This is a genomic window from Neorhizobium sp. P1_A6 (assembly GCF_056406795.1).
On the sequence record NZ_JBFTZM010000002.1, the window covers coordinates 461,743 to 483,266 of the forward strand.

The 21,524-nt window shown below is 62.3% G+C and carries 16 protein-coding genes and 1 pseudogene; 15 read left to right on the forward strand and 2 right to left on the reverse strand.

The features are described 5' to 3' along the window. Positions 1-172: 172 nt before the first annotated feature. Positions 173-973, reverse strand: coding sequence for an IclR family transcriptional regulator (locus AC1D3C_RS06320; protein WP_046665647.1), 801 nt, complete (start codon positions 971-973; stop codon positions 173-175). A gap of 285 nt (positions 974-1,258) precedes the next feature. On the opposite strand from AC1D3C_RS06320, the gene AC1D3C_RS06325 reads away from it, so the two are divergent. From AC1D3C_RS06325 to AC1D3C_RS06365, 9 genes are all read left to right on the forward strand, one after another. Next, positions 1,259-2,911: an ABC transporter substrate-binding protein gene (locus tag AC1D3C_RS06325; protein WP_477482269.1), complete on the forward strand. Its 1,653-nt coding sequence runs from the start codon at positions 1,259-1,261 to the stop codon at positions 2,909-2,911. 120 nt (positions 2,912-3,031) lie between these two features. Then, positions 3,032-4,009 (forward strand): ABC transporter permease, encoded by a 978-nt coding sequence (locus AC1D3C_RS06330; protein WP_477482270.1) that lies wholly within the window; start codon positions 3,032-3,034, stop codon positions 4,007-4,009. After that, positions 4,002-4,916 carry an ABC transporter permease gene (locus AC1D3C_RS06335; protein WP_477482271.1) on the forward strand — a complete coding sequence of 305 codons (915 nt, stop codon included), beginning with the start codon at positions 4,002-4,004 and terminating at the stop codon, positions 4,914-4,916. The genes AC1D3C_RS06330 and AC1D3C_RS06335 overlap by 8 nt, the downstream gene beginning before the upstream one ends. Then, complete coding sequence (locus AC1D3C_RS06340; protein WP_477482272.1) at positions 4,913-5,929, forward strand: ABC transporter ATP-binding protein; 1,017 nt, start codon at positions 4,913-4,915, stop codon at positions 5,927-5,929. The genes AC1D3C_RS06335 and AC1D3C_RS06340 overlap by 4 nt, the downstream gene beginning before the upstream one ends. 2 nt (positions 5,930-5,931) lie before the next feature. Beyond that, positions 5,932-6,915 (forward strand): ABC transporter ATP-binding protein, encoded by a 984-nt coding sequence (locus AC1D3C_RS06345; protein ID WP_477482373.1) that lies wholly within the window; start codon positions 5,932-5,934, stop codon positions 6,913-6,915. A gap of 12 nt (positions 6,916-6,927) precedes the next feature. Further along, complete coding sequence (locus AC1D3C_RS06350) at positions 6,928-7,932, forward strand: NADPH:quinone reductase (RefSeq protein ID WP_477482273.1); 1,005 nt, start codon at positions 6,928-6,930, stop codon at positions 7,930-7,932. A 47-nt stretch (positions 7,933-7,979) separates the two neighbouring features. After that, on the forward strand, positions 7,980-9,818 hold the full coding sequence (locus AC1D3C_RS06355) for a hydantoinase B/oxoprolinase family protein (protein ID WP_477482274.1): 1,839 nt from the start codon (positions 7,980-7,982) through the stop codon (positions 9,816-9,818). Further along, the gene (locus AC1D3C_RS06360; protein ID WP_477482275.1) at positions 9,805-11,853 is read left to right on the forward strand and encodes a hydantoinase/oxoprolinase family protein; all 2,049 of its coding nucleotides are present in this window, start codon (positions 9,805-9,807) and stop codon (positions 11,851-11,853) included. The genes AC1D3C_RS06355 and AC1D3C_RS06360 overlap by 14 nt, the downstream gene beginning before the upstream one ends. A 1-nt stretch (position 11,854) precedes the next feature. Further along, positions 11,855-13,231 carry a M20/M25/M40 family metallo-hydrolase gene (locus tag AC1D3C_RS06365; RefSeq protein WP_477482276.1) on the forward strand — a complete coding sequence of 459 codons (1,377 nt, stop codon included), beginning with the start codon at positions 11,855-11,857 and terminating at the stop codon, positions 13,229-13,231. A 285-nt stretch (positions 13,232-13,516) separates the two neighbouring features. Here the strand turns inward: AC1D3C_RS06365 and AC1D3C_RS06370 are convergent. After that, positions 13,517-14,492, reverse strand: a pseudogene (locus AC1D3C_RS06370) (aldo/keto reductase). 180 nt (positions 14,493-14,672) lie between these two features. Here AC1D3C_RS06370 and AC1D3C_RS06375 point away from each other — a divergent pair. The 6 genes from AC1D3C_RS06375 to AC1D3C_RS06400 all read left to right on the forward strand — a co-directional run bounded on the left by AC1D3C_RS06375 (position 14,673) and on the right by AC1D3C_RS06400 (position 21,503). Further along, on the forward strand, positions 14,673-15,710 hold the full coding sequence (locus tag AC1D3C_RS06375; protein WP_477482277.1) for a GntR family transcriptional regulator: 1,038 nt from the start codon (positions 14,673-14,675) through the stop codon (positions 15,708-15,710). A gap of 48 nt (positions 15,711-15,758) precedes the next feature. After that, positions 15,759-17,294, forward strand: a complete 1,536-nt coding sequence (locus AC1D3C_RS06380; RefSeq protein ID WP_477482278.1) for an ABC transporter substrate-binding protein — start codon at positions 15,759-15,761, stop codon at positions 17,292-17,294. A 68-nt stretch (positions 17,295-17,362) separates the two neighbouring features. Continuing rightward, positions 17,363-18,538 (forward strand): M24 family metallopeptidase, encoded by a 1,176-nt coding sequence (locus AC1D3C_RS06385; RefSeq protein ID WP_477482279.1) that lies wholly within the window; start codon positions 17,363-17,365, stop codon positions 18,536-18,538. A 143-nt stretch (positions 18,539-18,681) separates the two neighbouring features. After that, a complete protein-coding gene (locus tag AC1D3C_RS06390; RefSeq protein WP_477482280.1) occupies positions 18,682-19,662 on the forward strand; it encodes an ABC transporter permease in 981 nt (326 codons plus the stop codon). A 5-nt stretch (positions 19,663-19,667) separates the two neighbouring features. Then, complete coding sequence (locus AC1D3C_RS06395) at positions 19,668-20,513, forward strand: ABC transporter permease (RefSeq protein WP_477482281.1); 846 nt, start codon at positions 19,668-19,670, stop codon at positions 20,511-20,513. A 45-nt stretch (positions 20,514-20,558) separates the two neighbouring features. Continuing rightward, on the forward strand, positions 20,559-21,503 hold the full coding sequence (locus AC1D3C_RS06400) for a succinylglutamate desuccinylase/aspartoacylase family protein (protein ID WP_477482282.1): 945 nt from the start codon (positions 20,559-20,561) through the stop codon (positions 21,501-21,503). Positions 21,504-21,524 lie beyond the last annotated feature (21 nt).

The following is a 21,524-nucleotide window of genomic DNA, read 5'->3' on the forward strand; positions in this document are numbered from 1 at the left end:
TACTCCCCTACATGTTTTATCTATCGAAACGATGTTTCACAAAACTCGAAAACGCTAACAGAGGTTTGATGACCCCGCAAGCGGCTTCGAAGGGCTAGAAATCGCACTGACGAAAACGGACGCCAAAGCGCCCGTCTATTTCCGGATGATTGGAGGTCGGCTTGATCGAGCCTCAAGCCCTTGATTTCACGAGGCCGTTTTCGCCAGGGCCGTGGATCGAAAGTCGCTCGGATATTTCCGCAGCGGCGTCGAGGGCGGCCTTCAAATGGCTTTCGCGCCGCTCCTCGTCGAAACGGGCGACAGCGCCGGCGACCGAGATCGAGGCGATGATCGTGCCGTCGGCGCCGGTGATCGGCGCAGCGACAGAGAAGGCGCCTTCGTCGAGATCGTTGAGCACGATATTGTAGCCGTTGGCGCGGATGCGTTCGAGTGCCTGGCGCAGTTTCGCCCGGTCGGTAATCGTGTAGGGCGTGAAAGCTTCGAGGGGCTGGGAAAGTGCCGCATCAATGACCGACGGATCTGCGTAAGCCAGCAGAAGCAGCGAACCACCGCCCGCATGCAATGGGCCATTGCGTCCCGCCTGGGCAAAAAGCCGGATCGAATGGCGGCCGGCGCGGGTCGCCAGAACGTAGGTCTTCAGGCCCTCCCGCACGACAAGGTTGACGTTCTCGGATGTCTGGTCGCGGAGCGCATCCATGACGGGCCGGGCGGCGTAAAGCAGGGCGCCGTCCTTGCCAAGGCGCTCGCCGAGCACGCCGATGCGGTAGCCGAGCGAGAATTCGGCACGCTCCGGATCGCGCGATACGAAGCCGCGTTCCTCCAGCGTGTGCAGCAGGCGGAAGACCAGCGATTTGGTCATCCCCAGCGATTTTGCAAGCGACGTCACGCCCTGGTCCGGACGATCGGCAAGGGCTTCGAGAAGGGCGAGCGCCCGGTCCACGGCCGCGATCTTGTAGTCTTTTGGTTCGGTCATCGGATGGTCTCCTCCGGCATGTGATTTGGATTGCTTGAAGCTTCTTGCAATCTTCTTGGAATGTGTTTTACTCGCCATCAATGCGAAACGATGTTTCACACAATAAAACATTGAGAGCCGGGTTGCAAACCCTTCGAAGGCGCTCGTGAATTTATTCTGTGGATTGAGTGTCGGCATTGAACGCGCGGGAAACGTGTTCGAAGGCCGATTTCGGATTTGCGATGCGGAGGGAGAAAACCCTTTGCCAACAAAGAGAATAGTCAAGCTATTCAGAGGAGAACGATCATGAAGTCCGTTTTGAGAAGTGCATTTGCAGCTCTTGTGGTAACGGCCATCGCTCTGCCCGCCTGGGCCGGCGATCCGATCCGCAAGATCACCATCCTGTCCCGGCCCCAGGCCGGCCAGCAGGCGGAATTCCAGTCCGTCCAGCTGATCGCCCAGGAATGGCGCAAGCTCGGCCTCGACGTCGAAGTCCGGGCGATCCCTTGGGAACAGATGTCCGACGAAGTCTGGTACAAGCGCGACCAGTGGGACTCGACTGCCTGGCAGATGGTCGGCCGGCCTGAGCGCTCCGATCCGGACGAGCTCATCTTCAACCTCTTTCATTCTTCTACCGCCAAGGATGGCTACAACTTCGCGGGCTACCTGAACAAAGACTACGATGCGACCGCCGAAGCCCAGCGCGGCGAGATCGATCCGGCCAAGCGCAAGGCGCTGGTCTTCAAGGCGCAGGAGATCCTCTCCAAGGATCAGCCCTACATGATGCTCGTGCATCCGAAATCGACCTTCGCTTTCGACAAGACCGTCTGGAAGCCGGAATCGGTCGTCAACCAGAGCGGCATCGGCATCCGCAACACCTGGACCTTCCTCGGCATCGAGCCGGCGGGCGCCAAGAAGGACCTGATCATCAACTCGTCCGACAATATCAAGGCGATCAACCCGCTCTATATCTCGGGCAGCGTCGACAGCTGGATCACCGAACTCGTCTGGGACCGCCTGCTGCGCGTCGGTCCGGACGGCCTGCCGAAGGCGTGGGCCGCCGAGAGTTTCACCTGGAAGGACGGCACCACGGTCGACGTGAAGCTGAAGTCCGGCATGAAATGGCATGACGGCAAGCCGGTCACCCCTGATGACGTCAAGTTCTCGTTCGAAGCGGCCGTCGGCGGCGAAGCTCCGATGTACAAGCCTTTCGCGACGAATATCGATGCGATCACCATCAGCGGCGACGTCATCACCTTCAAGCTGAAGAAGCCCGCCGCTTCCTTCGTTACGTCAAGCCTTGCCAAGGTCAACCTGATCCCGAAGCATATCTGGGAGCCGATCCTCAAGGATCTCGCCACCAAGCCGGAGACTGCGGAAAGCTATCAGGAGCAGATGCCGATCGGCTCCGGTCCGTTCAAGTTCACCAGCTGGGCGAAGAACGAGTCCGTCACGCTTGCCGCCAACAAGGATCACTTCGCCGCGCCGAAGGTCGATCGCTGGATCCTGCGTATCGTACCGAATGCAGAAGCTGCACTCGGCATGCTGCGCTCGGGTGAAATCAACTTCATGGGCGAGTTCACCGGCGATCCGCAGGTGCTGATCGACGCCGCCAAGAAGGACGGCGACCTGGAAGTCGTTTCCACCGTCGACATGGGCTTCCGTTACATCGCCTTCAACGAACGTCGCCCCCCCTTCAACGACCCGGCCTTCCGTCGCGCGCTTTCCGAAGCGGTCGACCGCCAGCTGATCGTCAAGGCTGCCTACAAGAGCTTCGCAGTCGGTTCCAACTCGATCGTCTCCCCGGCACTCGAATTCTGGCATGACAAGTCGGTCGTCGATGGCTTCAAGACCGGTCAGGCCGTTGCGGCCAAGACCCTGAAGGATGCAGGCTATACGCTGGACGGCGGCAAGCTGCGCTATCCCGGTGATGCCAAGGAAACCATCGCCGCCAAGTAATCTTCACGGAGGCGGTGGATTTTCCACGCGCCGCCTCCCCTTTTTGCCCGACGCTTGACATCGGCAGCCTCGCCTTGTCCTCCCAAGGCGGCGCCGAGCCAAGAGAAGGAATTTTTTCAGATGAAGAATTTCAAGGCTGTGGGCAGCAGGTTGCTGCAGCTCGCTCTCGTTTTATGGGCGGTAGTGACCATCCTGTTTCTGATGTTCCGGCTGATGCCGGGCAATCCGATGGCCGCTTATATCGATCCGACCTTTACGCTCGAGCAGCAGCAGCAGCTCATGGCCCAGTTCGGCCTCGACAAGCCGCTGTGGCACCAATACCTGATCTATCTCGGCAATCTTCTGCAGGGCGAGCTCGGCCAGAGCTTTCGCTACCGCGAGCCGGTCGGCCAGCGCATCTGGATCCTGTTGCCGAACACGTTGATCCTGACATTCTCCTCGCTGATCGTCGCTTATGTCTTCGGCATTCTCGCCGGCGCCTATCTCGCCTGGCGCCGTGGAAGCTGGGTGGAGCAGGCGGCCATTCCGCTGGTGCTCACCACCCGCGCCATGCCCGAATTCTGGCTCGGCATGGTGATGCTGGCGATCTTCTCGTTTTCGCTCGGCTGGCTGCCGGCGGGCGGCACGCGGGCTCCCGGCAACGAATATTCCGGCCTTCTCGACCTCTATACCTCGCGCGACTTCCTCGCGCATCTGGCACTGCCGGCGACGACGCTGGCAATCTACAGCCAAGGCCTGCCGCTTCTGCTGATGCGCTCCAACATGCTCGACGTGATGAAGGAGGACTTCGTCACCATGGCCCGCATCAAGGGCCTGTCGAACTGGACCGTGGTGGTACGCCATGCGGCCCGCAACGCGCTGCTGCCGGTGATGACATCGTTTGCGATCGCCGTCGGTTACCAGCTGCAGGGTAATGTCGTGGTGGAATCGGTGTTCTCCTGGCCAGGCCTCGGCCGCGAATTGGTCAACGCCGTTGCCGCCTCCGACTATCCGCTGGCGCAGGGCGCCTTCCTGATGATCGCGCTCGTGGTGATCTTCATGAACTTGGCTGCCGATCTGCTCTATGCATTCCTCGATCCAAGGATTTCCCATGCCTGAGATCGTCGCACCCGCACTCATCAAGCCGAGACGCCCCAATATCCTAGCCCGGATGTTCCGCGCGCTGAGATTGCCGATGAACGACCCATTCGCGGTCGCCGGTCTTCTCATCTATCTGGTGTTCATCGTCGTCGCGGTGTTTGCCGATCAGATCGCCACGCATGATCCGACCGAAATTCTCTACACGCCAGCCTACGATCTCGCGGCGGACCTCCGGCCGGGGCAAGATGGTTTCATCATGGGAACCACCAGCCTCGGCCGGGACATCTTCTCGCAACTCGTCTATGGCAGCCGCTCGGCACTGCTGATCGGCATCACCGCCGCCTTCATGGTGGCGCTGATCGGCTCGGTCATCGGCCTCGTCGCCGGTTATTTCGGCCGCTGGGTGGATGCCATCCTGATGCGGCTTGCCGATATCGCCTTCGGCATTCCCTTCCTGCCCTTCGTCATTGTGCTTGCCGCCTTCCTGCGGCCGTCGATCTGGAACGTGGTGATCGCCATGGCGCTGGTGCTCTGGCGCGATACCGCCCGCGTCATCCGCAGCCAGGTGCTGACGCTTCGCACCCGCGGTTATGTCGAGGCGGCGCGGGTGGCTGGGTCGTCCGACTTCAAGATCATCCTGCGCCATATCGCGCCGAACATCCTGCCGCTTTCCTTCCTCTACGGATCGATCGCCATCGGCTGGGCGATCCTGACCGAAGCGTCGATCAGTTTCCTAGGCTTCGGGGACCCCAACTCGATCAGCTGGGGTTATATGCTGCAGGATGCGTTTGCCAGCCAGGCGCTCGCCAAACAGGCCTTCTACTGGTTCGTGCCTCCGGGCATCTGCATCATCCTCGTCGTCAGCGCGGGCTTCTTCATCACCCGCGGTTATGAAAACATCCTCTTCCCGAAGTTGAGCCGATGAGCGAACCCCTTCTTTCCGTGAGAGATCTTCGGGTCAGCTATCAGGTGGGGCGCAATTTCGTCCATGCTGTGGACGGCGCAAGCTTCGACATTCCGCGCGGCTCGATCACCGGCCTCGTCGGCGAATCCGGCTGCGGCAAGACGACCGTTGCCCGAGCACTGACGCGGGTGATTGCCGAAAATGCGGCGATCACCGGTGGCCAGATTCTGTTCGACGGCAAGGATCTCGCAAAGATCCCCGAAAAGGAGATGAATGCACTGCGCTGGCGCGACATCGCCTTCATTCCCCAGAGCGCCATGAACTCGCTCGATCCTGTCTATACGGTCGCATACCAACTCGACGAAGTGCTGCGCCGCCGCGGCGGCCTGAGCCGAAAACAGTCCCGTGCCCGTTCCGAAGAACTGTTCGAGATGGTCGGTATCGACGCGAACCGCCTGAACGATTATCCGCATCAGTTCTCCGGCGGCATGCGCCAGCGGGTTGCGATCGCCCTGGCTCTCGCGCTCGACCCGAAGCTGATCATCGCCGACGAGCCGGTGACGGCGCTCGACGTCATCGTGCAGCGGCAGATCCTCGACCAGTTGAAAGAGCTACAGACGCGGCTCGGTGTCTCGGTCATTCTCGTCACCCACGACATTTCGGTCGTCGCCTATATCTGCGACCGTACCGTCGTCATGTATGCGGGCAAGGTGGCCGAATCCGGCACCATGCAGGCGGCGCTGACCGCGCCGTCGCATCCCTATACGATGGGCCTGCGCAACGCCTTCCCGGATCTGCAGGGAGCCGCCTCCGGCATCCTGACGCCGATCGAAGGCGCACCCCCGAACCTCGCCTCTCCGCCGGCCGGCTGTCGGTTCAAGCCGCGCTGTCCTTTCGCGCTCGACATCTGCGGCACCGAGCCGCCGGTCATCGAGGTTGCGCCGGATCATCCGGTGCTCTGTCACCGCGCCAATGAGAGTGCTGCCTTGCGTATCGAATCCGCCAAGACGGAGACATGGATGGTGCCGGCATGAACATGATCACCAAAAGGCCGGATGTCCTTGTCTCGGTTTTCGATGCCAAGCTGCATTATGCTGTCGGCGGTGCGTTTGCGGCGATGCGCGGCAAATCGACGGTGGTCAAAGCCGTCGATGGCGTCAGCTTCGATATCCGGCGAGGCGAGAGCGTCGGCCTGCTCGGCGAATCCGGCTGCGGCAAGACGTCGATGGGCCGGCTGCTGCTGAAGCTCGAGGAAAAAACCGGCGGCACGATCCATTTCGACGGCGAGGAGATCGGCGCGGTGCGCGGCAGCGGGCTGAAGAAGTTCCGCTCCAAGGCGCAGCTGATCTTCCAGAACCCGTTCGACGCGATCAATCCGCGCTTCACCATCCGCCAGACGCTGGCCGAGCCGCTGGAAAATGCCGACATTCCGAAGCGCGAGCGCGAGGACCGGATCATCACCGCGCTCGAACTGGTGAAACTGCCCGAGCCGGCGCAGTTCCTCGACCGTTATCCGCATCACCTTTCCGGTGGCCAGCTGCAGCGCGTCGTGATGGCGCGGGCGCTGATCCTGCAACCGGAATTCGTGGTGGCCGACGAACCGGTGTCGATGCTCGACGTCTCGGTGCGCGCCGGCGTGCTCAACGTCTTCCGCGACGTCCGCGACCGGCTGGGCCTCACCGCCATCTATATCAGCCACGACCTGGCGCTGGTGCGTTACGTCTGCGAGCGGACCATCGTCATGTATCTCGGCCGGATCATGGAAGACGGGCCGACCGAGGATATCGTCCGCGAACCGCTGCATCCCTATACCAAGGCGCTCGTCGCCGCCGTCCCGGTGCCGAACCCGGACCAGAGCCACGAGCCGTTGCCGATCGGCCGCGGCGCGCCGGACCCGCGTAATCCACCCTCCGGCTGCGTGTTTCGCGACCGCTGTCCGGCTGCCCATGCGCGCTGCGCGGCCGAGATACCTCAGCCGAAGCCGGTCGGAACCCGCATTGTTGCCTGTCACCTGTACTGATTGGAGTTGTTGATGCTTGCCGCTTCCTACACACGCACCGGTCCTGCCGCGGAGGTTCTCTCCGTGGCTGAGATGGCTGCACCGGTCGCCGGTCCCGGCGAGGTGCTGGTGCGCGTGCATGCGTCCGGCATCAACCCTGCCGACGTGAAACGCCGTGGCGGCTGGCGCGGCATGGGCATGGATCACAAACTGATCATTCCGCATACGGATGGTGCCGGCGAGATCGTCGGCGCCGGGGCGGGCGTCGATCCGGCGCGCATCGGCGAACGGGTCTGGATATGGAATGCCCAGGGCGGATATGGCGAAGCGGGCCGCGCGTTCGGCACCGCCGCCGAGTTTATCGCAATCGCTTCCCACCAGGCGGTGAAACTTGCCGATGCCTTGAGTTTCGCCGACGGCGCCAATCTCGGCGTGCCGGCGATGACCGCCTATCGCGCCGTCTTCTCCGATGGCCCGGTTACCGGGCAGACCATATTCGTGAACGGTGCGGCCGGTGCGGTCGGTCATTTTGCGGTGCAGATGGCGGTTGCCGGCGGAGCGCGGGTGATCGGTACGGTGAGCACGCCGGAAGCTGCGGCCCACGTGAGGCAAGTCGGCGCTTTTGCGACGATCGACCGCAAGCGCGAAGACGTCTCGGCCCGCATCCTCGAACTGACCGAAGGACAGGGCGTCGATCGCGTCGTCGAGGTCGATTTCGGGGCAAATCTGGAGCTCGACGCGGCCGTCCTGAAACGTAACGGCACCGTTGCCTCCTATTCGTCGAGCAGCAATCCGACGCCTGTTCTTCCCTACTACGCCTTTGCAGCCAAGGGCGCCAACCTGCGCTTCATCCAGGGTTTTCTGATCCCCGAGGATCAGCGACTGGCGGGTGCAAGGATGATCGCCGAGCTTGCCGATGCAGGCAGGCTCAAGGTCGCCATCGGCGCGACATTCCCCCTCGAAGACATCGCCAAGGCCCATGAGCGCGTCGAGCGCGGAAGTCTCGGCAATGTCGTCATTCTGGTCGGGGGTGCCTAATGAGCACCCGGTCGATCCATTCCATAGCATCCAACGAGGATTCCACGATGTACAATCCCAAGGAAAGCGAAAGCACGCCCGCCATGGCGGTAAAACCGGAGGGGGCCGTCTGCGATCCCGTCTCGCTCGAAATCATCCGCGGCGCGATTGCCGCCGCCCAGTCGGAAATGGAAGCGCTGCTCGAGCGCACCGCAATTTCCGCCTTCATCCGCGAGAAGAAAGATTTTTATACCGCGCTGTTCGATGGCGAAGGCGTCATGGCGGTTGGGTCCATGGTGCCTGTCTTCGGCGACATGACCGGGCCGGTCTTCGACAAGTTTCCCGCCGATACGATGAAGCCCGGCGATCTCTACTGGTACAACGACTGCTACGGTTCGCGCGGCGCGGTTTCGCATTCCAACGACCAGGTTTTGCTGGCGCCGGTCTTCAAGGACGGCAAGCGCTGCGCCTTCGTGATGAGCTGGGCGCATTTCGCCGATATCGGCGGCATGCGGCCGGGCTCGATCAGCCCGGATGCGACCGACATCTATCAGGAAGGCATCATCATCCCGGTCACCAAGCTGATGGACCAGGGCGTCACCAACGAGGCGACGCTGTCGATCTTCCACCGCAATTCCCGCTTCCCCGAACAGAGCATCGGCGACATGCGGGCGCTGATGGCGAGCGTCGACGTCGGCGTCAAGCGCATCGGCGAGATCCTTGACCGCTTCGGCTCCGATGTTGTGGAGGATGCGCTGGCGCAGCTGCTCACCCGCACCCGCAAGCTGGTGCGCTCGAAGCTCGCGGAGACCTTCGATTACGGCACGCACAAATTCACCGACGCGATCGATAGCGACGGCCATGGAAACGGCCCGTTCAAGATGCGCCTGTCGCTGACCCGCGAGAAGCTGGCGAATGGCGAGGACAAGTTCACGTTCGATGCGACCGAGTCCGACGATCAGGCGCCCGGTCCGATCAACTTCCTGATGAACCGCGGTGTGCCGGGCATGGCGCTCGGTCTCTTCTATCTCGGGGGCGATCCGGGCCAGGTCTGCAATGCCGGCGGCCCGCAGGCGCTGGATGCGGTGAACCTTCGCCAGGGGTCGTTCCTGCAGCCGAACTTCCCGGCCTCGCTCGGTATGCGCGGCCTGACCATGATGCGCGTGCTGTCGGCTCTCAACGGTCTCGTCAACACGGCGGGGGGCAAGGCGCCAGCCTCCAACTCGGCCTATGTCATCACCATCATGCGCGGCAACTACAAGGATGACGCGGGCGAGCTGAAGCGCTTCCTGCTCGCCGATGGCATCGGCGTCGGTTACGGCGCCCGGCCGGATTCGGACGGCATCGACGCGGTCTATTTCGTGGCGCAGGAGAACTATCCGGTCGAGTTCCTCGAAGTCGGGTATCCGGTGCGCCTGCGCACCTACGGCATCGTCAAGGATTCCGGTGGCGCCGGCAAATATCGCGGCGGCTGCGGCATCATCCGCGAATACGAAATCCTAGCCGAAGACATGATGCTTGCGGTGCGCATCGACAGCGTCAAGAACCCGCCCTGGGGCATCAATGGCGGCATGGGTGGCGGTACCGGCCGCGTCACCATCAATCCGGGCCGGCCAGACCAGCGCATGGTGCTGCCACTGTCGGACGGCAACCGGCTCGTCAAGGGCGACGTGCTGCGCATGGAGACCGGCGGGGGCGGCGGCTATGGCCATCCGTTCGACCGCAATCTCGATGCGATTCTGGAAGACGTGCTCGGCGGTTTCGTCAGCCCCGAGGCCGCCGAACGCCTCTATGGCGTCGTCGTGAAGGGCACCAAGGTTGACCACGCGGCTACGGCCGCACTTCGCGCCAACCGCCCCGCTACCCGTGCATTCCATCGTCAGGAGTATGTCGATGTCCTCGCCTGAGACCTTTGTCGATACGTCCCTTTCCGTCGCCGTCGATATCGGCGGCACCTTCACCGACGTTGCGCTTCTCGACCGTGCCACCGGCAAGGTCTGGCGGGCCAAGACCCCGAGCGTGCCCTCCGATCCTTCGGAGGCATTCCTGAACGGTATCCGGCTAGCGCTCACCGATGCCGGGCGCGAGGCCTCCTCGCTCGGCCAGGTCCTGCACGGCACCACCGTCGCGACCAACATGATCCTGGAAGACAAGGGCGCCCGCACGGCGCTGGTCACCACCAAGGGGTTCCGCCATGTGCTGAACATCGGCCGCCAGGATATCCCCCGCAAGGCGAACCTTTACACCTGGGTGAAGCCGGAGCGGCCGGTGCCGGCGTCGCGTATCGTCGAGATCGACGAGCGCATTGCCGCCGGCGGTGCCATTCTCGATGCGCTGGACGAAGACAGCGTGCGGCTTGCGGCCGAAGCGATCCGCGGGATGGACGTCGAGGCGGTGGCCATCTGCCTGCTGCATGCGTTTGCCAACCCGGTGCACGAAAAGCGTGCGTCGGACATTCTTCGCCAGGAACTGCCGCATCTTGCAGTCACCATCTCGACCGACGTGCTGCCTGTCGTGCGCGAATTCGAGCGCACGCTGACGACCGTGCTCAACGCCACCGTCATGCCCGGCGTCACCACCTATGTGGGACTGCTGGAAAAGCGGCTTGAGGACGAGAAGGTCGCCGCCCCGCTGCTGCTGATGCAGTCGAATGGCGGCGTCGCCGGCGCGGCCACCATCCGCCAGGCTCCGGCGCTGACGGCGCTGTCCGGTCCCGCCGCCGGGGTGGTCGGTGCACGCTCGGTTGCCGCCGCCTGCGGCATCAAGGATATCATCACGGTCGATATCGGCGGCACCAGCGCCGATATCTGCCTGATCAAGGATGGCAAGATCGGGCTGACCCAGCACGGCAAGGTCGGCGAATGGCCTCTGCCTCTGCCGATGGTCGACATGGTGACGATCGGTGCGGGAGGCGGCTCGATCGCCAAGGTGGCGGATGGCACGCTGACCGTCGGTCCGCAGAGCGCCGGCGCCCGGCCGGGCCCGGCCGCCTACGGGCACGGCGGCGAGAACCCGACGGTGACCGACGCGCATGTCGTGCTCGGCCACCTCCCGGCCCGGCTCCTCGGCGGCCGCATGGCGCTCGATGTCGAAGCAGCCCGCAAGGCGGTCGGCGGCAAGGTCGCGAACCCGCTCGGTCTTTCGACCGCGACGGCGGCGCGGGGCATTCTGGCGATCGTCGACAACCACATGGTCGGCGCGGTGCGCGTCGTTTCGGTCGAACGCGGCCACGATCCGCGCGACTTCACGCTGGTGCCCTTCGGTGGTGCCGGTCCCTTGCATGGCTGCGCGCTCGCCGAACTGCTCGGCATTTCCCGCGTCATGATCGCGCCGGCTCCGGGCATTCTCTGCGCCGACGGCCTGCTGGCCGCCGACCTCAAGGCCGAATTCAGCCGCACGCTGCCGAAGGCCGGTGCCGTGGATGTGGCGACCGCCAACGGTATCATCGCCGAGCTCAAGACCCAGGCCTCCGCCTGGTTCGACACAGAAGGCGTTGCCGAAAAAGACCGCCGCATCGCGACCGTCGCGCTGTTGCGCTATCACGGCCAGGGTGGTGAGCTTGCGGTCACCTGGGGTGAGACCCGCGAGGCTGTCGAGGCGGCCTTCGCCGCCGAGCACAAGGCGCTCTATGGTTTTGCGCTGGAAGCGGCGATAGAGCTCGTGACACTGCGCGTCGAGGCCGCCGGCATAACGGTCGAACCGCCGCCGGCAATTCTCGAGAAGGGCTCCGATGTCACCCCGTTCGACCATGTGCCGGTGCATTTCGAAAGCGGCGTCACCAGCGTTCCGGTCGTCGACCGCTCGACGCTCGGTGCAGGCGCCACGTTCAAGGGGCCGATGATCCTCACCCAGCTCGACACGACGACATTGGTCGCACCCGGCTGGAGCGGCACGGTGCACGGCTCCGGCGCCCTCCTTCTGACAGCCAAGCAGGATGCATGAGATGACTGAGCAAGAGAGTGATCTGGAGCGCGTCTTCGCGCATATCGAGGAAAACCGCGAAAGCTTCATCGAGCGGGTGATGGATTATGTCCGCCATCCCTCGATCAGCGCCCAGAACAAGGGCATCGCGGAAGTCGCGGCCATCCTCGTCGACATGCTGAACGGCATGGGCATGGAGGCGGTCACCATCCCGACCAAGAACCATCCGATGGTGCTCGGCCGCATGGAAAAGCAGCCGGGCAAGCCGACCGTGCTTCTCTACGGCCATTACGACGTGCAGCCGCCGGAGCCCTACGAACTCTGGGACAGCCCGCCCTTCGAGCCGACCATCCGCGACGGCCGCATCTATGCGCGCGGTATAGGCGACAACAAGGGCCAGCATTTCGCCCAGCTGATGGCGCTGGAATCGCATCTGAAGGTGACCGGCGAACTGCCTTGCAACGTCATCTTCCTGCTGGAAGGCGAGGAGGAAATCGGCAGCCCGCACATCGCCGAATTCGTGGCCGAACATGCCGACAAGCTGAATGCCGCGGATCTGGTCGTCACCTCCGATGGTCCGCTGCACGAATCCGACACGCCGATCATCACCTTTGGCGTGCGCGGAGTGGCGTCCTTCGAACTGCGCGCGAAGACCGCCAATCGCGATGCCCATTCCGGCAATTTCGGCGGTGTCATGCCGAACGCGATCTGGAAGCTGGTGCATCTGCTCGCCACGATGAAGAACGACAAGGGCGAGATCACCATCGATGGCCTGCACGACGTCGTCGTGCCGCCGACCAATATGGAGCGCGAGGCAGTCGACAAGCTGCCGCTCGATCTCGAGGCGATCAAGGCGGACCTCGGCATCAAGGAACTCGACGCGCCCCTCGACCGCGGTTATTTCGACCGGCTGATGTTCCATCCGACGCTGACGATCAACGGCCTGCATGGCGGTTACGGCGGGCCGGGCCAGAAGACGGTTCTGCCCTGTGAGGCGTTTGCCAAATGCGACATCCGCCTGGTCGAAAGCCTGACGCCGGACTACGTATTCGAAAAGGTACGGGCGCATGTGGCGGCCCACGCGCCGGACGTGGAATTCGTACCGCTGAACGCCATGCTGCCGTCGAAAACGCCGATGGACAGCCCGTTCGCACCGGTCATCCGGGACGCGATCTTCACCGCCCGCGGCGTCGAGCCGCTGCTCTACCCGACCGTTGGCGGCTCGCTTCCAGACTACGTGTTCACGAAGATCCTGAAGAAACCGGCGTTCGTCGTGCCTTACGCCAATGCGGACGAAGCGAATCATGCGCCGAATGAGAACCTGAAGCTGGATTTGTTCATTGCCGGCATCAAGACGGGTGCGGCGTTGCTGACGAAGCTGGGTGAGATGAAGCCGTAATCCTGCCTTTGTGCCGAAAGAAATCCCCGCAAGGATTGGAACATCATCGAGAGGGGTTCGGTTTTATGAACCGATCAAATGTCCTGTCATCGACCCGTTTGTCTCTCTTTGCGGCAGGGCGCTTGAGGAAGGTTCTACGGACGGCGGACGGCATGGTTGAAGCGACGGGCATCCTAGCCGTTAACGGCGGCTTGCTTACCAGAGTGGATGCTCTCAAGGGCCCGAGCCGCCGACACCTTGACGGGATGCTCTTTTTACGAGAACGCACTCCAACCGAAGGCTCGGCTAGGCATGCCCGGCGATCGATTTCGGAAGGTAATGCTGTTCGAGCTCTGCAACATCCTGCTCGCTCAACCTGATCTCCAGCGCTTCGACCGCGTCCGCGAACTGTCCTGGCTTCGAAATGCCGACGATCGGTGCGGTGATGGCGGGGCGGCTGGCGACCCAGGCGTATGCGACCTGCGCCATCGGCCGTCCGTGACGCTCGGCGACCGCCTTCAGGCCGGCGACGACCGCATCGTCGGCGGCCTTTGTCCGGTCGTAGAGCGCACGCGCCGTGCCGTCCGTCTGGCTGCGCGTGGTTGCTCCCTCGGCCCGGCCAGCGAGACGGCCGCGAGCGAGCGGGCTCCAAGGAACAACACCGACGCCTTCGCTTAAGCAGAGTGGCAACATTTCGCGCTCCTCCTCCCTGTAGATGAGGTTGTAATGAGGCTGCATCGATACGAACCGCGCCCAGCCATTYTGCCGTTGCAACCCGATTGCCTTCATGAATTGCCAGGCATGCATGGAAGACGCGCCGAGATATCGCACCTTGCCGGCCCGCACCACATCGTTCAACGCTTCCAGTGTTTCCTCGATCGGTGTGGCCATAGTCGAAGCGGTGCAGTTGATAGAGGTCGATATAGTCGGTCCCAAGACGCCTGAGGCTGCCGTCGACTGCATCGAGGATATGCTTGCGCGACAGGCCGCGATCGTTGATGTCGCTGCTCATCGGATGGAAGAGTTTTGTCGCGATCACCAGCTTGTGGCGTGGAACAAGGTCTAGCAGAACCTTGCCGGTAATCTCTTCGCTCTTGCCGAGCGAATACATGTCGGCCGTGTCGAAGAAGTTGATGCCGAGCTCAACCGCTTGCTTCAGAATCTTGGCACTGTCCTCGAAATCCAGGACCCAGGGCGCCCATTCGCTCGAACCGAAGGTCATGCAGCCGAGGGCAAGGCGAGAGACTTTGAGGCCGGTTCGACCTAGGTTGATATATTCCATTGATACACCTCGTGCAGTTTAAGCGGCGACACACCGCATCTTCTGCGTCTGAAAATGATATAATTGGAAATTATCGAGGCACTCAATGGGCTTGCTGCTAAATTATGCAAAAAATTGCGGAAGGGATTGTCAAATTGGAATCTCCTGTTACGGTCAGTGTATCAATCGAGAAATACACGCATGTTCACTATCGACGCGTCCAGCATTGACCGCTCCCTGCCCGTTCCGGTGGGCAAGCAGCTTTACGGGCTACTGAGCTACGTGCTGTCTTTCGGCGACATGCCGAAGGGCGTGAAGCTGCAGTCCGTGCGCCAGCTCGCTGCCGAGCTTGACATCGCGCCGATGACGGTGGCGGAAGTCTACAAGCGGCTTCGCGCGGACGGCCTTGTCGAAATCCGCCCCGGCCTCGGCGCCTTCACGGTTTACGAACCGCGCCGCCGGGACGGCGTGATCGCGCCTGCGAGCGTGCTTGGGCCCGATATCGACAATCTGTTGGAGAAAGCCGAAGCGCTCGGCATTTCGCCGATCACTCTCGCCTCGATGGTGCAGGCGCAGGCGCGGCTGCGCAAACCGCGCGTCCACCTCGACATCGTCTTCGTCGGCATATTCGAGGCGCCGGCACGCGACTATGTCGAACAGATCCGTCCGACACTTGCTGCTAACGACCTGATCTCGCTCCTAACCTTTGACCATATCCGCGACAACGAGGAAGCGCGCGAAAAATGTCGCAACGCCGACCTGGTGCTCACCTTTGTGCATCGCGAAGTCGAAATGCGCAGCCTCGTACCGGATGCCAATATCCTGTCGCTGCGGTTCATTCCGTCGGAACGCACACGGCAGGCGCTGGCGCTGCTCGATCCGCGCACCCGCGTCGCGGCCGTCACGCAGCTCAAGGATTACATCGCCATCATGCGTCCCAGCGTGCGCGAATTCGCGCCGCATATTTCCGATATCACGGTCGCATGGTCCTATGCGGATGATCTTGCGGACATCGTCGCCCGCTGCGACGTCGTGATCTACGCTTCCGGCGCCGACCATGTCGCCGATCTGGCCGGCCCGAACAAGCGCTGTTTCGAATACCGCCACTCGCCGGATCCGGGTGTGCTCGAAAACCTCCTCGCGCCGGCGCTCGCCGAGCTGCGCCACAATAAGATCGCTGATGGCGAAGCTCGGCCAAAGGTCGCCGATATTACCTCGCTGAGGACCAAGGCCCGCTGACGACCTATGCCAAGCTTTGAATGAACCAAAACCAATAAGGGAACAGACATGAGCAAAGCACTCTCGATCACAGCAGCCGCCCTTCTCGCAGGGCTTTCCTTCACCGCTCTGAACTCCGCCCAGGCCGCGACCATCACGATCGGCACCGACGTCGATGCCGGCACTCTCGACCCGCGCCTCGCGCGAGACACAACCGCCTATCGCGTTGCGGACCTCATCTATTCGGGTCTGGTTCATCTGACGCCGAGCCTGGAAGCCAAGCCTGATCTCGCAGAAAGCTGGGAAAACCCGAACCCGACCACCTGGATCTTCAAGCTTCGGCCGAACCTGAAATTCTCCGACGGAAGCCCCCTGACCTCGGCCGACGTGGTCTTTACCTTCAGCACCATTCTGAACAAGGATTTCAACGCGCCGCAACGGGCGCTCTACACACCGATTTCGGCGGTGGAAGCGGTCGACGCGCAGACGGTGAAGTTCACGCTTTCGGCTCCCTATGCACCGCTGCTCAGCTATCTCGACATCGGCATCGTGCCTAAAGCGCTGGTGGAAGGCGGCACTGACATCGCGCTGAAGCCGGTCGGCGCCGGACCGATGAAGTTCACCTCCTGGACGCGCGGCAGTGCCATCGAACTTGCGCCGAACCCGAATTACTGGGGGGAAAAGTCAAAGGCCGACAAGGTGGTCGTGAAGATTATCGGCGACGGTTCAGCCCGTGCTCAGGCATTCGAAGCGGGTGACCTGGACGTCATCCAATCGCCGCTCGCACCACAGGACATCAAGCGCCTACAGGCGGACAAGCGCTTCGGCGCGGTGGTCCAGCCCGGCCTCGGCGTAACCTACATCAACTTCAACACCAAGGACCCGCTGCTTTCGAGCCCGAAGATGCGTCAGGCCTTCTCGATGCTGATCGACCAGAAGACCATCGTCAACGATATCTTCCAAGGCGTCGATGCGGTCGCCTCCTCGATCATCCTGCCCTCCTCCTGGGCCTATTCGAAAGATATCAAGCAGCCGGGCTTTGATATCGAGGGCGCCAAGAAACTGTTCAAGGAAGAAGGCTGGGCGGACACCAATGGCGACGGCATCCTCGACAAGGGCGGCAAGCCGCTGACGATTGTTTTGTCCACCCATAGCGAAGACAGCAACCGCGTCCAGACGATCGAATTCATGCAGGCGAATTTCCAGGCCGCCGGCATCGAGGCCAAGACGCAGATCAGCGACTGGCCGTCCTTCTCCACCAACTACGTGCAAAAGAGCCAGCACCAGATCGCTTTGCTTGGCTGGCTGAACATCGTCGATCCGGATCGACTCCTGTTCGCACAGTTGACCACCGGCGGTTCGACCAACTGGGGTGGCTATTCCAACCCGGCGGTTGACGATCTGCTGAAGCAGGGTCGTTCAGCGACCAGCCAGCCCGACCGTGCCGCCGCCTATCAGAAGGCCGCGACGGCTTTGGCAAGCGACCTGCCCTACTACATCGTCTCCTATCAGGGTTATCAGCTCTTCTATTCCAAGAAGCTGCCCTTCCAGGTGCAGGCGACCTCGCGCGGCAATATGCGCGGCCTGATCGGTCTCAAGGACTGAGACAGCTCGCGCGGGCCGGCTCATCCGGTCCGCGCCTGAAGACCCAATTGCAGTTCCAGGATAGATCGATGGCTTTCTCACAGCGTCTCGGCGCGGGCTTCTATGCGAAAATTCAGGCCGACATCCGCAAACGGATGGCGATTGAGGGCATCGATCTGTTGCTTCTCGATTCCAATGACGACGTCATCTATACGACCGGTTTCTCGCATTATACGACGGAGCGGCCGGTGGTTTTCGCGATCACCGCGACCGATGCCTTCCTTCTGCTTCCCGAGTTGGAACGTACCCATGCGGAACACCAGCATATTGCGGCTGAGCCGATCATTTATTTCGAGTTTCCTGGCATCAATCCATGGAATGCAGTGCTCGGCCGCAAGTTTGCTGACTTCAAGGGAACGGTCGCTTATGGCCATGCGATCTCGCTTGCCCGGGTAAAGCCGATCGAGGGCGCCTTTCCGAATGCGGAACGGGTGATCCCGAGCAACATCGTCCAGCAGATGCGGCTTCGCAAACATCCGGAAGAGGTCGCACTGCATCGCGAGGCCGCCAGGCTTTCCGACCGCATGGTCGAGGCCGGCGTCGAGATGATCCGCGATGCGATGCGCAAGGGCGCCACGCTGCCGAGCGAGGTCGAGATCGAATCCTACGTGTCGCGCCACGCCATGCGCACCATGCACGAAGAGCATGAGGACGTGATGCTCGTACAGGGGCTTGCGAGCGGGCTCGTCTATTCCGGGCCAAGATCCGCCTTCCCGCACGGCATGCCGACCGGTCACCCGGTGAAGATCGGCGAAAGCATCATCCTGTCGCTCGGCTGTCGGGTTGGCGCTCGCGCTTCGGAAAGCGAACGCACCTTCTTCATCGGCGAGCCGTCCAAGGTGCAGGAGCAGCACTATGGCGTCGCCTACGAGGCGCAGCGAATGGCAACCGCAGCGCTGATCGCCGGGCATGCCTGCGCTTCTGCCGACAATCTGGCGCTTGCGTATATCCGCGACAGCGGCATGGGCGAATACCTGCTGCATCGTGTCGGCCACGGCATGGGCATCATGTTCCATGAAGCGCCGTGGGTGGAAGGCGGCGACCAGACCATTCTGGAACCCGGCATGATCACCTCCAGCGAACCGGCGATCTTCGTGCCGGGCTTTGCCGGCTATCGCATCGCAGACACCGTGCTGATCGCCGCCGAAGCGCCCGACAGTATGACGGTCTATCCCCGCAAACTCGATGACATCGTCATCACCTGAGGTCGGAAAGATGGGTTTCAGCCTAGCCGATACAGTTCTCGTGACCGAGCAGGGTCCGGATTCGCTGACCAAATTCCCCCGCCGCTTCGAGGAGATCGTGCTGTCATGACCTTTGCTTCGGCACATATCAGGGGAGCGGCCTCGTGTTAGCCTATATCGTCCGTCGAATCCTGCTGTTGATCCCGATGGCCGCAGGCATGGTCATCGTCACTTTCGGCCTGCTATTGCTAATCCCCGGCGACCCTGCCTCAGTGCTGCTCGGCCAAGAGGCCTCGGCGGAAGCGATCAACAACCTGCGCAACGCGCTCGGCCTCAATGATCCCTGGTATATCCGTCTCGGCGTCTATTTCGCGCAATTGCTGCGCGGCGACATGGGCCGTTCGATCTTCCAGAACCAGGCCGTGTCGGAGATCATAGCCGGCAGGCTCGGTGCGACTATCGAGTTGGCCGTCCTGGCGCTGATCCTTGCCTGTCTCGTCGGCATCTCGCTCGGGGTGCTGGCTGCCACGCGACAGGGTTCGATCGTCGATACCGTATCGATGATTTTCGCCCAGCTTGGCGTTTCGATGCCGGTCTACTGGCTCGGCCTGCTATTGATGTTGCTGTTTGCCGTGACTCTCGGCTGGCTTCCGGCGATCGGCCGCGGGGCCCCCTTCCCCGAAGCGGTCTGGGAGGCGCTGACCGGTCGTCCGCAGGTGCTGCTCGACAGCTTAGCCCACATCCTCCTGCCGGCGCTGGCGCTCGCCGCGAACTCGGCGGCGATCATCTCCCGCCTGGTGCGCACCGCCATGCTCGAAGTGCTGCGGGAGGATTTCGTCCGCACCGCCTATTCCAAGGGGCTGCGCCGCAATCGCGTCATCATCCGCCACGCATTGCGCAATGCGTTGCTGCCGGTGCTAAGTGTGATCGGACTGCGCTTCGGCGCCCTGCTCGGCGGCGCGGTGCTGACCGAAACCATCTTCGCCTGGCCGGGCCTCGGCCAACTGACCATCACGGCGATCTCGCAGCGCGACTTGCCGCTCATCCAGGGCATCGTGCTCACCTTCGCGATCATCTTTGCACTGGTGAACCTGGTCGTCGACCTTCTCTATGCGGTCGTCGACCCGCGCATCCGTTTGGGTTGAGGCTCATGAGATTATCCAGGCGTTTCCGCAATATTTCACTCATCCTCGGCTCGATCATCGTGCTGGCGATCGTCGTCTGTGCTGTCTTCGCTCCCTATCTATCTACGCATGGCGTCGAGCAGATGGACATGCGCAACCGCTTCTCCGGCCCGACGCTCACCCACTGGCTCGGCACCGACAATTTCGGACGGGACCTCTGGTCGCGGCTTATATACGGCGCACGCATCTCGCTGACGATCGCCTGCATCTCCGTTTCGGTCTCCACCGTCATCGGCACGGCGGTCGGACTCGCGGCTGGCTATTTCGGCGGCTGGACGGATCTGATCCTGATGCGGATCACGGACATATTCCTGGGCTTCCCGGCGATCGTCCTGGCGCTTGCGATCGTCGCGGTGCTTGGCCCCGGCATGATCAACGTGGCAATCGCCATCATCGTCGTCGCCTGGACGGAATATGCCCGCGTGGTTCGGGCGACTACCTTGATGCTGCGCGAGCAGAATTACGTACAGGCCGCCAGGGCGCTCGGCGCTCATCCGGTCCGCATCCTGGTCAAGGAAATCCTGCCGAATGCGATGGGGCCGATCATCGTGCTCGCCTCGCTCGGCTTCGGCACCGCGATCATCTCGGAATCGGCGCTCAGCTTTCTCGGTTTCGGCCTGCCACCGCCGACGCCGACCTGGGGCTGGACGCTTGCCCATGGCACCCGCTTCATGCGCGACGAACCGTGGCTGGCAATCATTGCCGGCGCCACGATCATGGTGACCGTGCTCGGCTTCAATCTGCTCGGTGACGGCCTGCGCGATGCGTTCGACCCCCGCCATCTCTCCCGCTCGGCGGGCAAGAAGAAATAGGCAACTCCTCGGATCAATACGACAAGACGCTGAAAGGAAACGTCCATGGTCAAGTCGATCAACAAGCTCCGTCCCAAATTCACCACCCATGCGGACGGTAGCGATGCCGTGATCTTCATGCACGAACTGGTGGGTGAACAGGATGGCCCGACGGTCGGGATTTCCGCCTCGATCCACGGCAACGAAAATACCGGTTCGCAGGCGATCCTGGACCTGTTCCGCATCATCAAGGACATGCCGCTCAGGGGTCGCATCATCCTGCTTCCGGTCGCAAACCCGCGCTCCTTTGCGGTCAACCATCGTCACAATCCGCTCGATCAGATGAACCTCAACCGCGAGTTCCCCGGCGATCCTCGCGGCACTTACAGTCAGCAGCTTGCCGATGCGCTGGCGCACGAATTCTTCGCGAAGATCGACTATAATCTCGACCTGCATTCCGGCACGGACCGGCCGACGGTCGACTATGTTTACATCTGGAACGACGAGCCGCTATCGCGCGCTTTCGGTTCGAAAATCCTCTATCGCCCAACGACGGGTAAGGCCGGCACGGTTTATTCCGGCACCAGCAAGTCCGTCTCGATGGACCGCCACGGTACCAAGGTCGTGACCATCGAGCTCGGCGGCGGTATCGTCGACCAGACGCCCTATGCGAAGCGCACCGTCGATGGACTGCTGAACCAGCTCCGCCTGATCGGCTCGATCGAAGGCGAAGTGATCCCCAATCCGAAGCAGGTCGTCATCACCGAGCTCGTCGGCATCCGTCCGAAACATGGCGGTTGGCTGGAGCCGCTCTCGCCGGCAAACGGCGAGATCATCAGGGGCGGTTCGCTGCTCGGCCGTGTCGTCAGTCCCTACGACTTCGAGACGATCGAGGAAATCCCGACGCCCTTCGAAACCGGCATCATGGTCATGCAACACCTGACCCGCAATCTCGTGGAAGCCGGCGATTACGGCTTCATGGTCGGCAATATCGAAGGGTCTACCGACTGATCGGATCCCTCCGGCAGATGG

Excerpts from the sequence above, each read along its gene's own strand:
- AC1D3C_RS06320 (WP_046665647.1), bottom strand. The coding sequence starts at position 973 with ATGACCGAACCAAAAGACTACAAGATCGCGGCCGTGGACCGGGCGCTC.
- AC1D3C_RS06325 (WP_477482269.1), top strand. The coding sequence starts at position 1,259 with ATGAAGTCCGTTTTGAGAAGTGCATTTGCAGCTCTTGTGGTAACGGCC.
- AC1D3C_RS06330 (WP_477482270.1), top strand. The coding sequence starts at position 3,032 with ATGAAGAATTTCAAGGCTGTGGGCAGCAGGTTGCTGCAGCTCGCTCTC.
- AC1D3C_RS06335 (WP_477482271.1), top strand. The coding sequence starts at position 4,002 with ATGCCTGAGATCGTCGCACCCGCACTCATCAAGCCGAGACGCCCCAAT.
- AC1D3C_RS06340 (WP_477482272.1), top strand. The coding sequence starts at position 4,913 with ATGAGCGAACCCCTTCTTTCCGTGAGAGATCTTCGGGTCAGCTATCAG.
- AC1D3C_RS06345 (WP_477482373.1), top strand. The coding sequence starts at position 5,932 with ATGATCACCAAAAGGCCGGATGTCCTTGTCTCGGTTTTCGATGCCAAG.
- AC1D3C_RS06350 (WP_477482273.1), top strand. The coding sequence starts at position 6,928 with ATGCTTGCCGCTTCCTACACACGCACCGGTCCTGCCGCGGAGGTTCTC.
- AC1D3C_RS06355 (WP_477482274.1), top strand. The coding sequence starts at position 7,980 with ATGTACAATCCCAAGGAAAGCGAAAGCACGCCCGCCATGGCGGTAAAA.
- AC1D3C_RS06360 (WP_477482275.1), top strand. The coding sequence starts at position 9,805 with ATGTCCTCGCCTGAGACCTTTGTCGATACGTCCCTTTCCGTCGCCGTC.
- AC1D3C_RS06365 (WP_477482276.1), top strand. The coding sequence starts at position 11,855 with ATGACTGAGCAAGAGAGTGATCTGGAGCGCGTCTTCGCGCATATCGAG.
- AC1D3C_RS06375 (WP_477482277.1), top strand. The coding sequence starts at position 14,673 with ATGTTCACTATCGACGCGTCCAGCATTGACCGCTCCCTGCCCGTTCCG.
- AC1D3C_RS06380 (WP_477482278.1), top strand. The coding sequence starts at position 15,759 with ATGAGCAAAGCACTCTCGATCACAGCAGCCGCCCTTCTCGCAGGGCTT.
- AC1D3C_RS06385 (WP_477482279.1), top strand. The coding sequence starts at position 17,363 with ATGGCTTTCTCACAGCGTCTCGGCGCGGGCTTCTATGCGAAAATTCAG.
- AC1D3C_RS06395 (WP_477482281.1), top strand. The coding sequence starts at position 19,668 with ATGAGATTATCCAGGCGTTTCCGCAATATTTCACTCATCCTCGGCTCG.
- AC1D3C_RS06400 (WP_477482282.1), top strand. The coding sequence starts at position 20,559 with ATGGTCAAGTCGATCAACAAGCTCCGTCCCAAATTCACCACCCATGCG.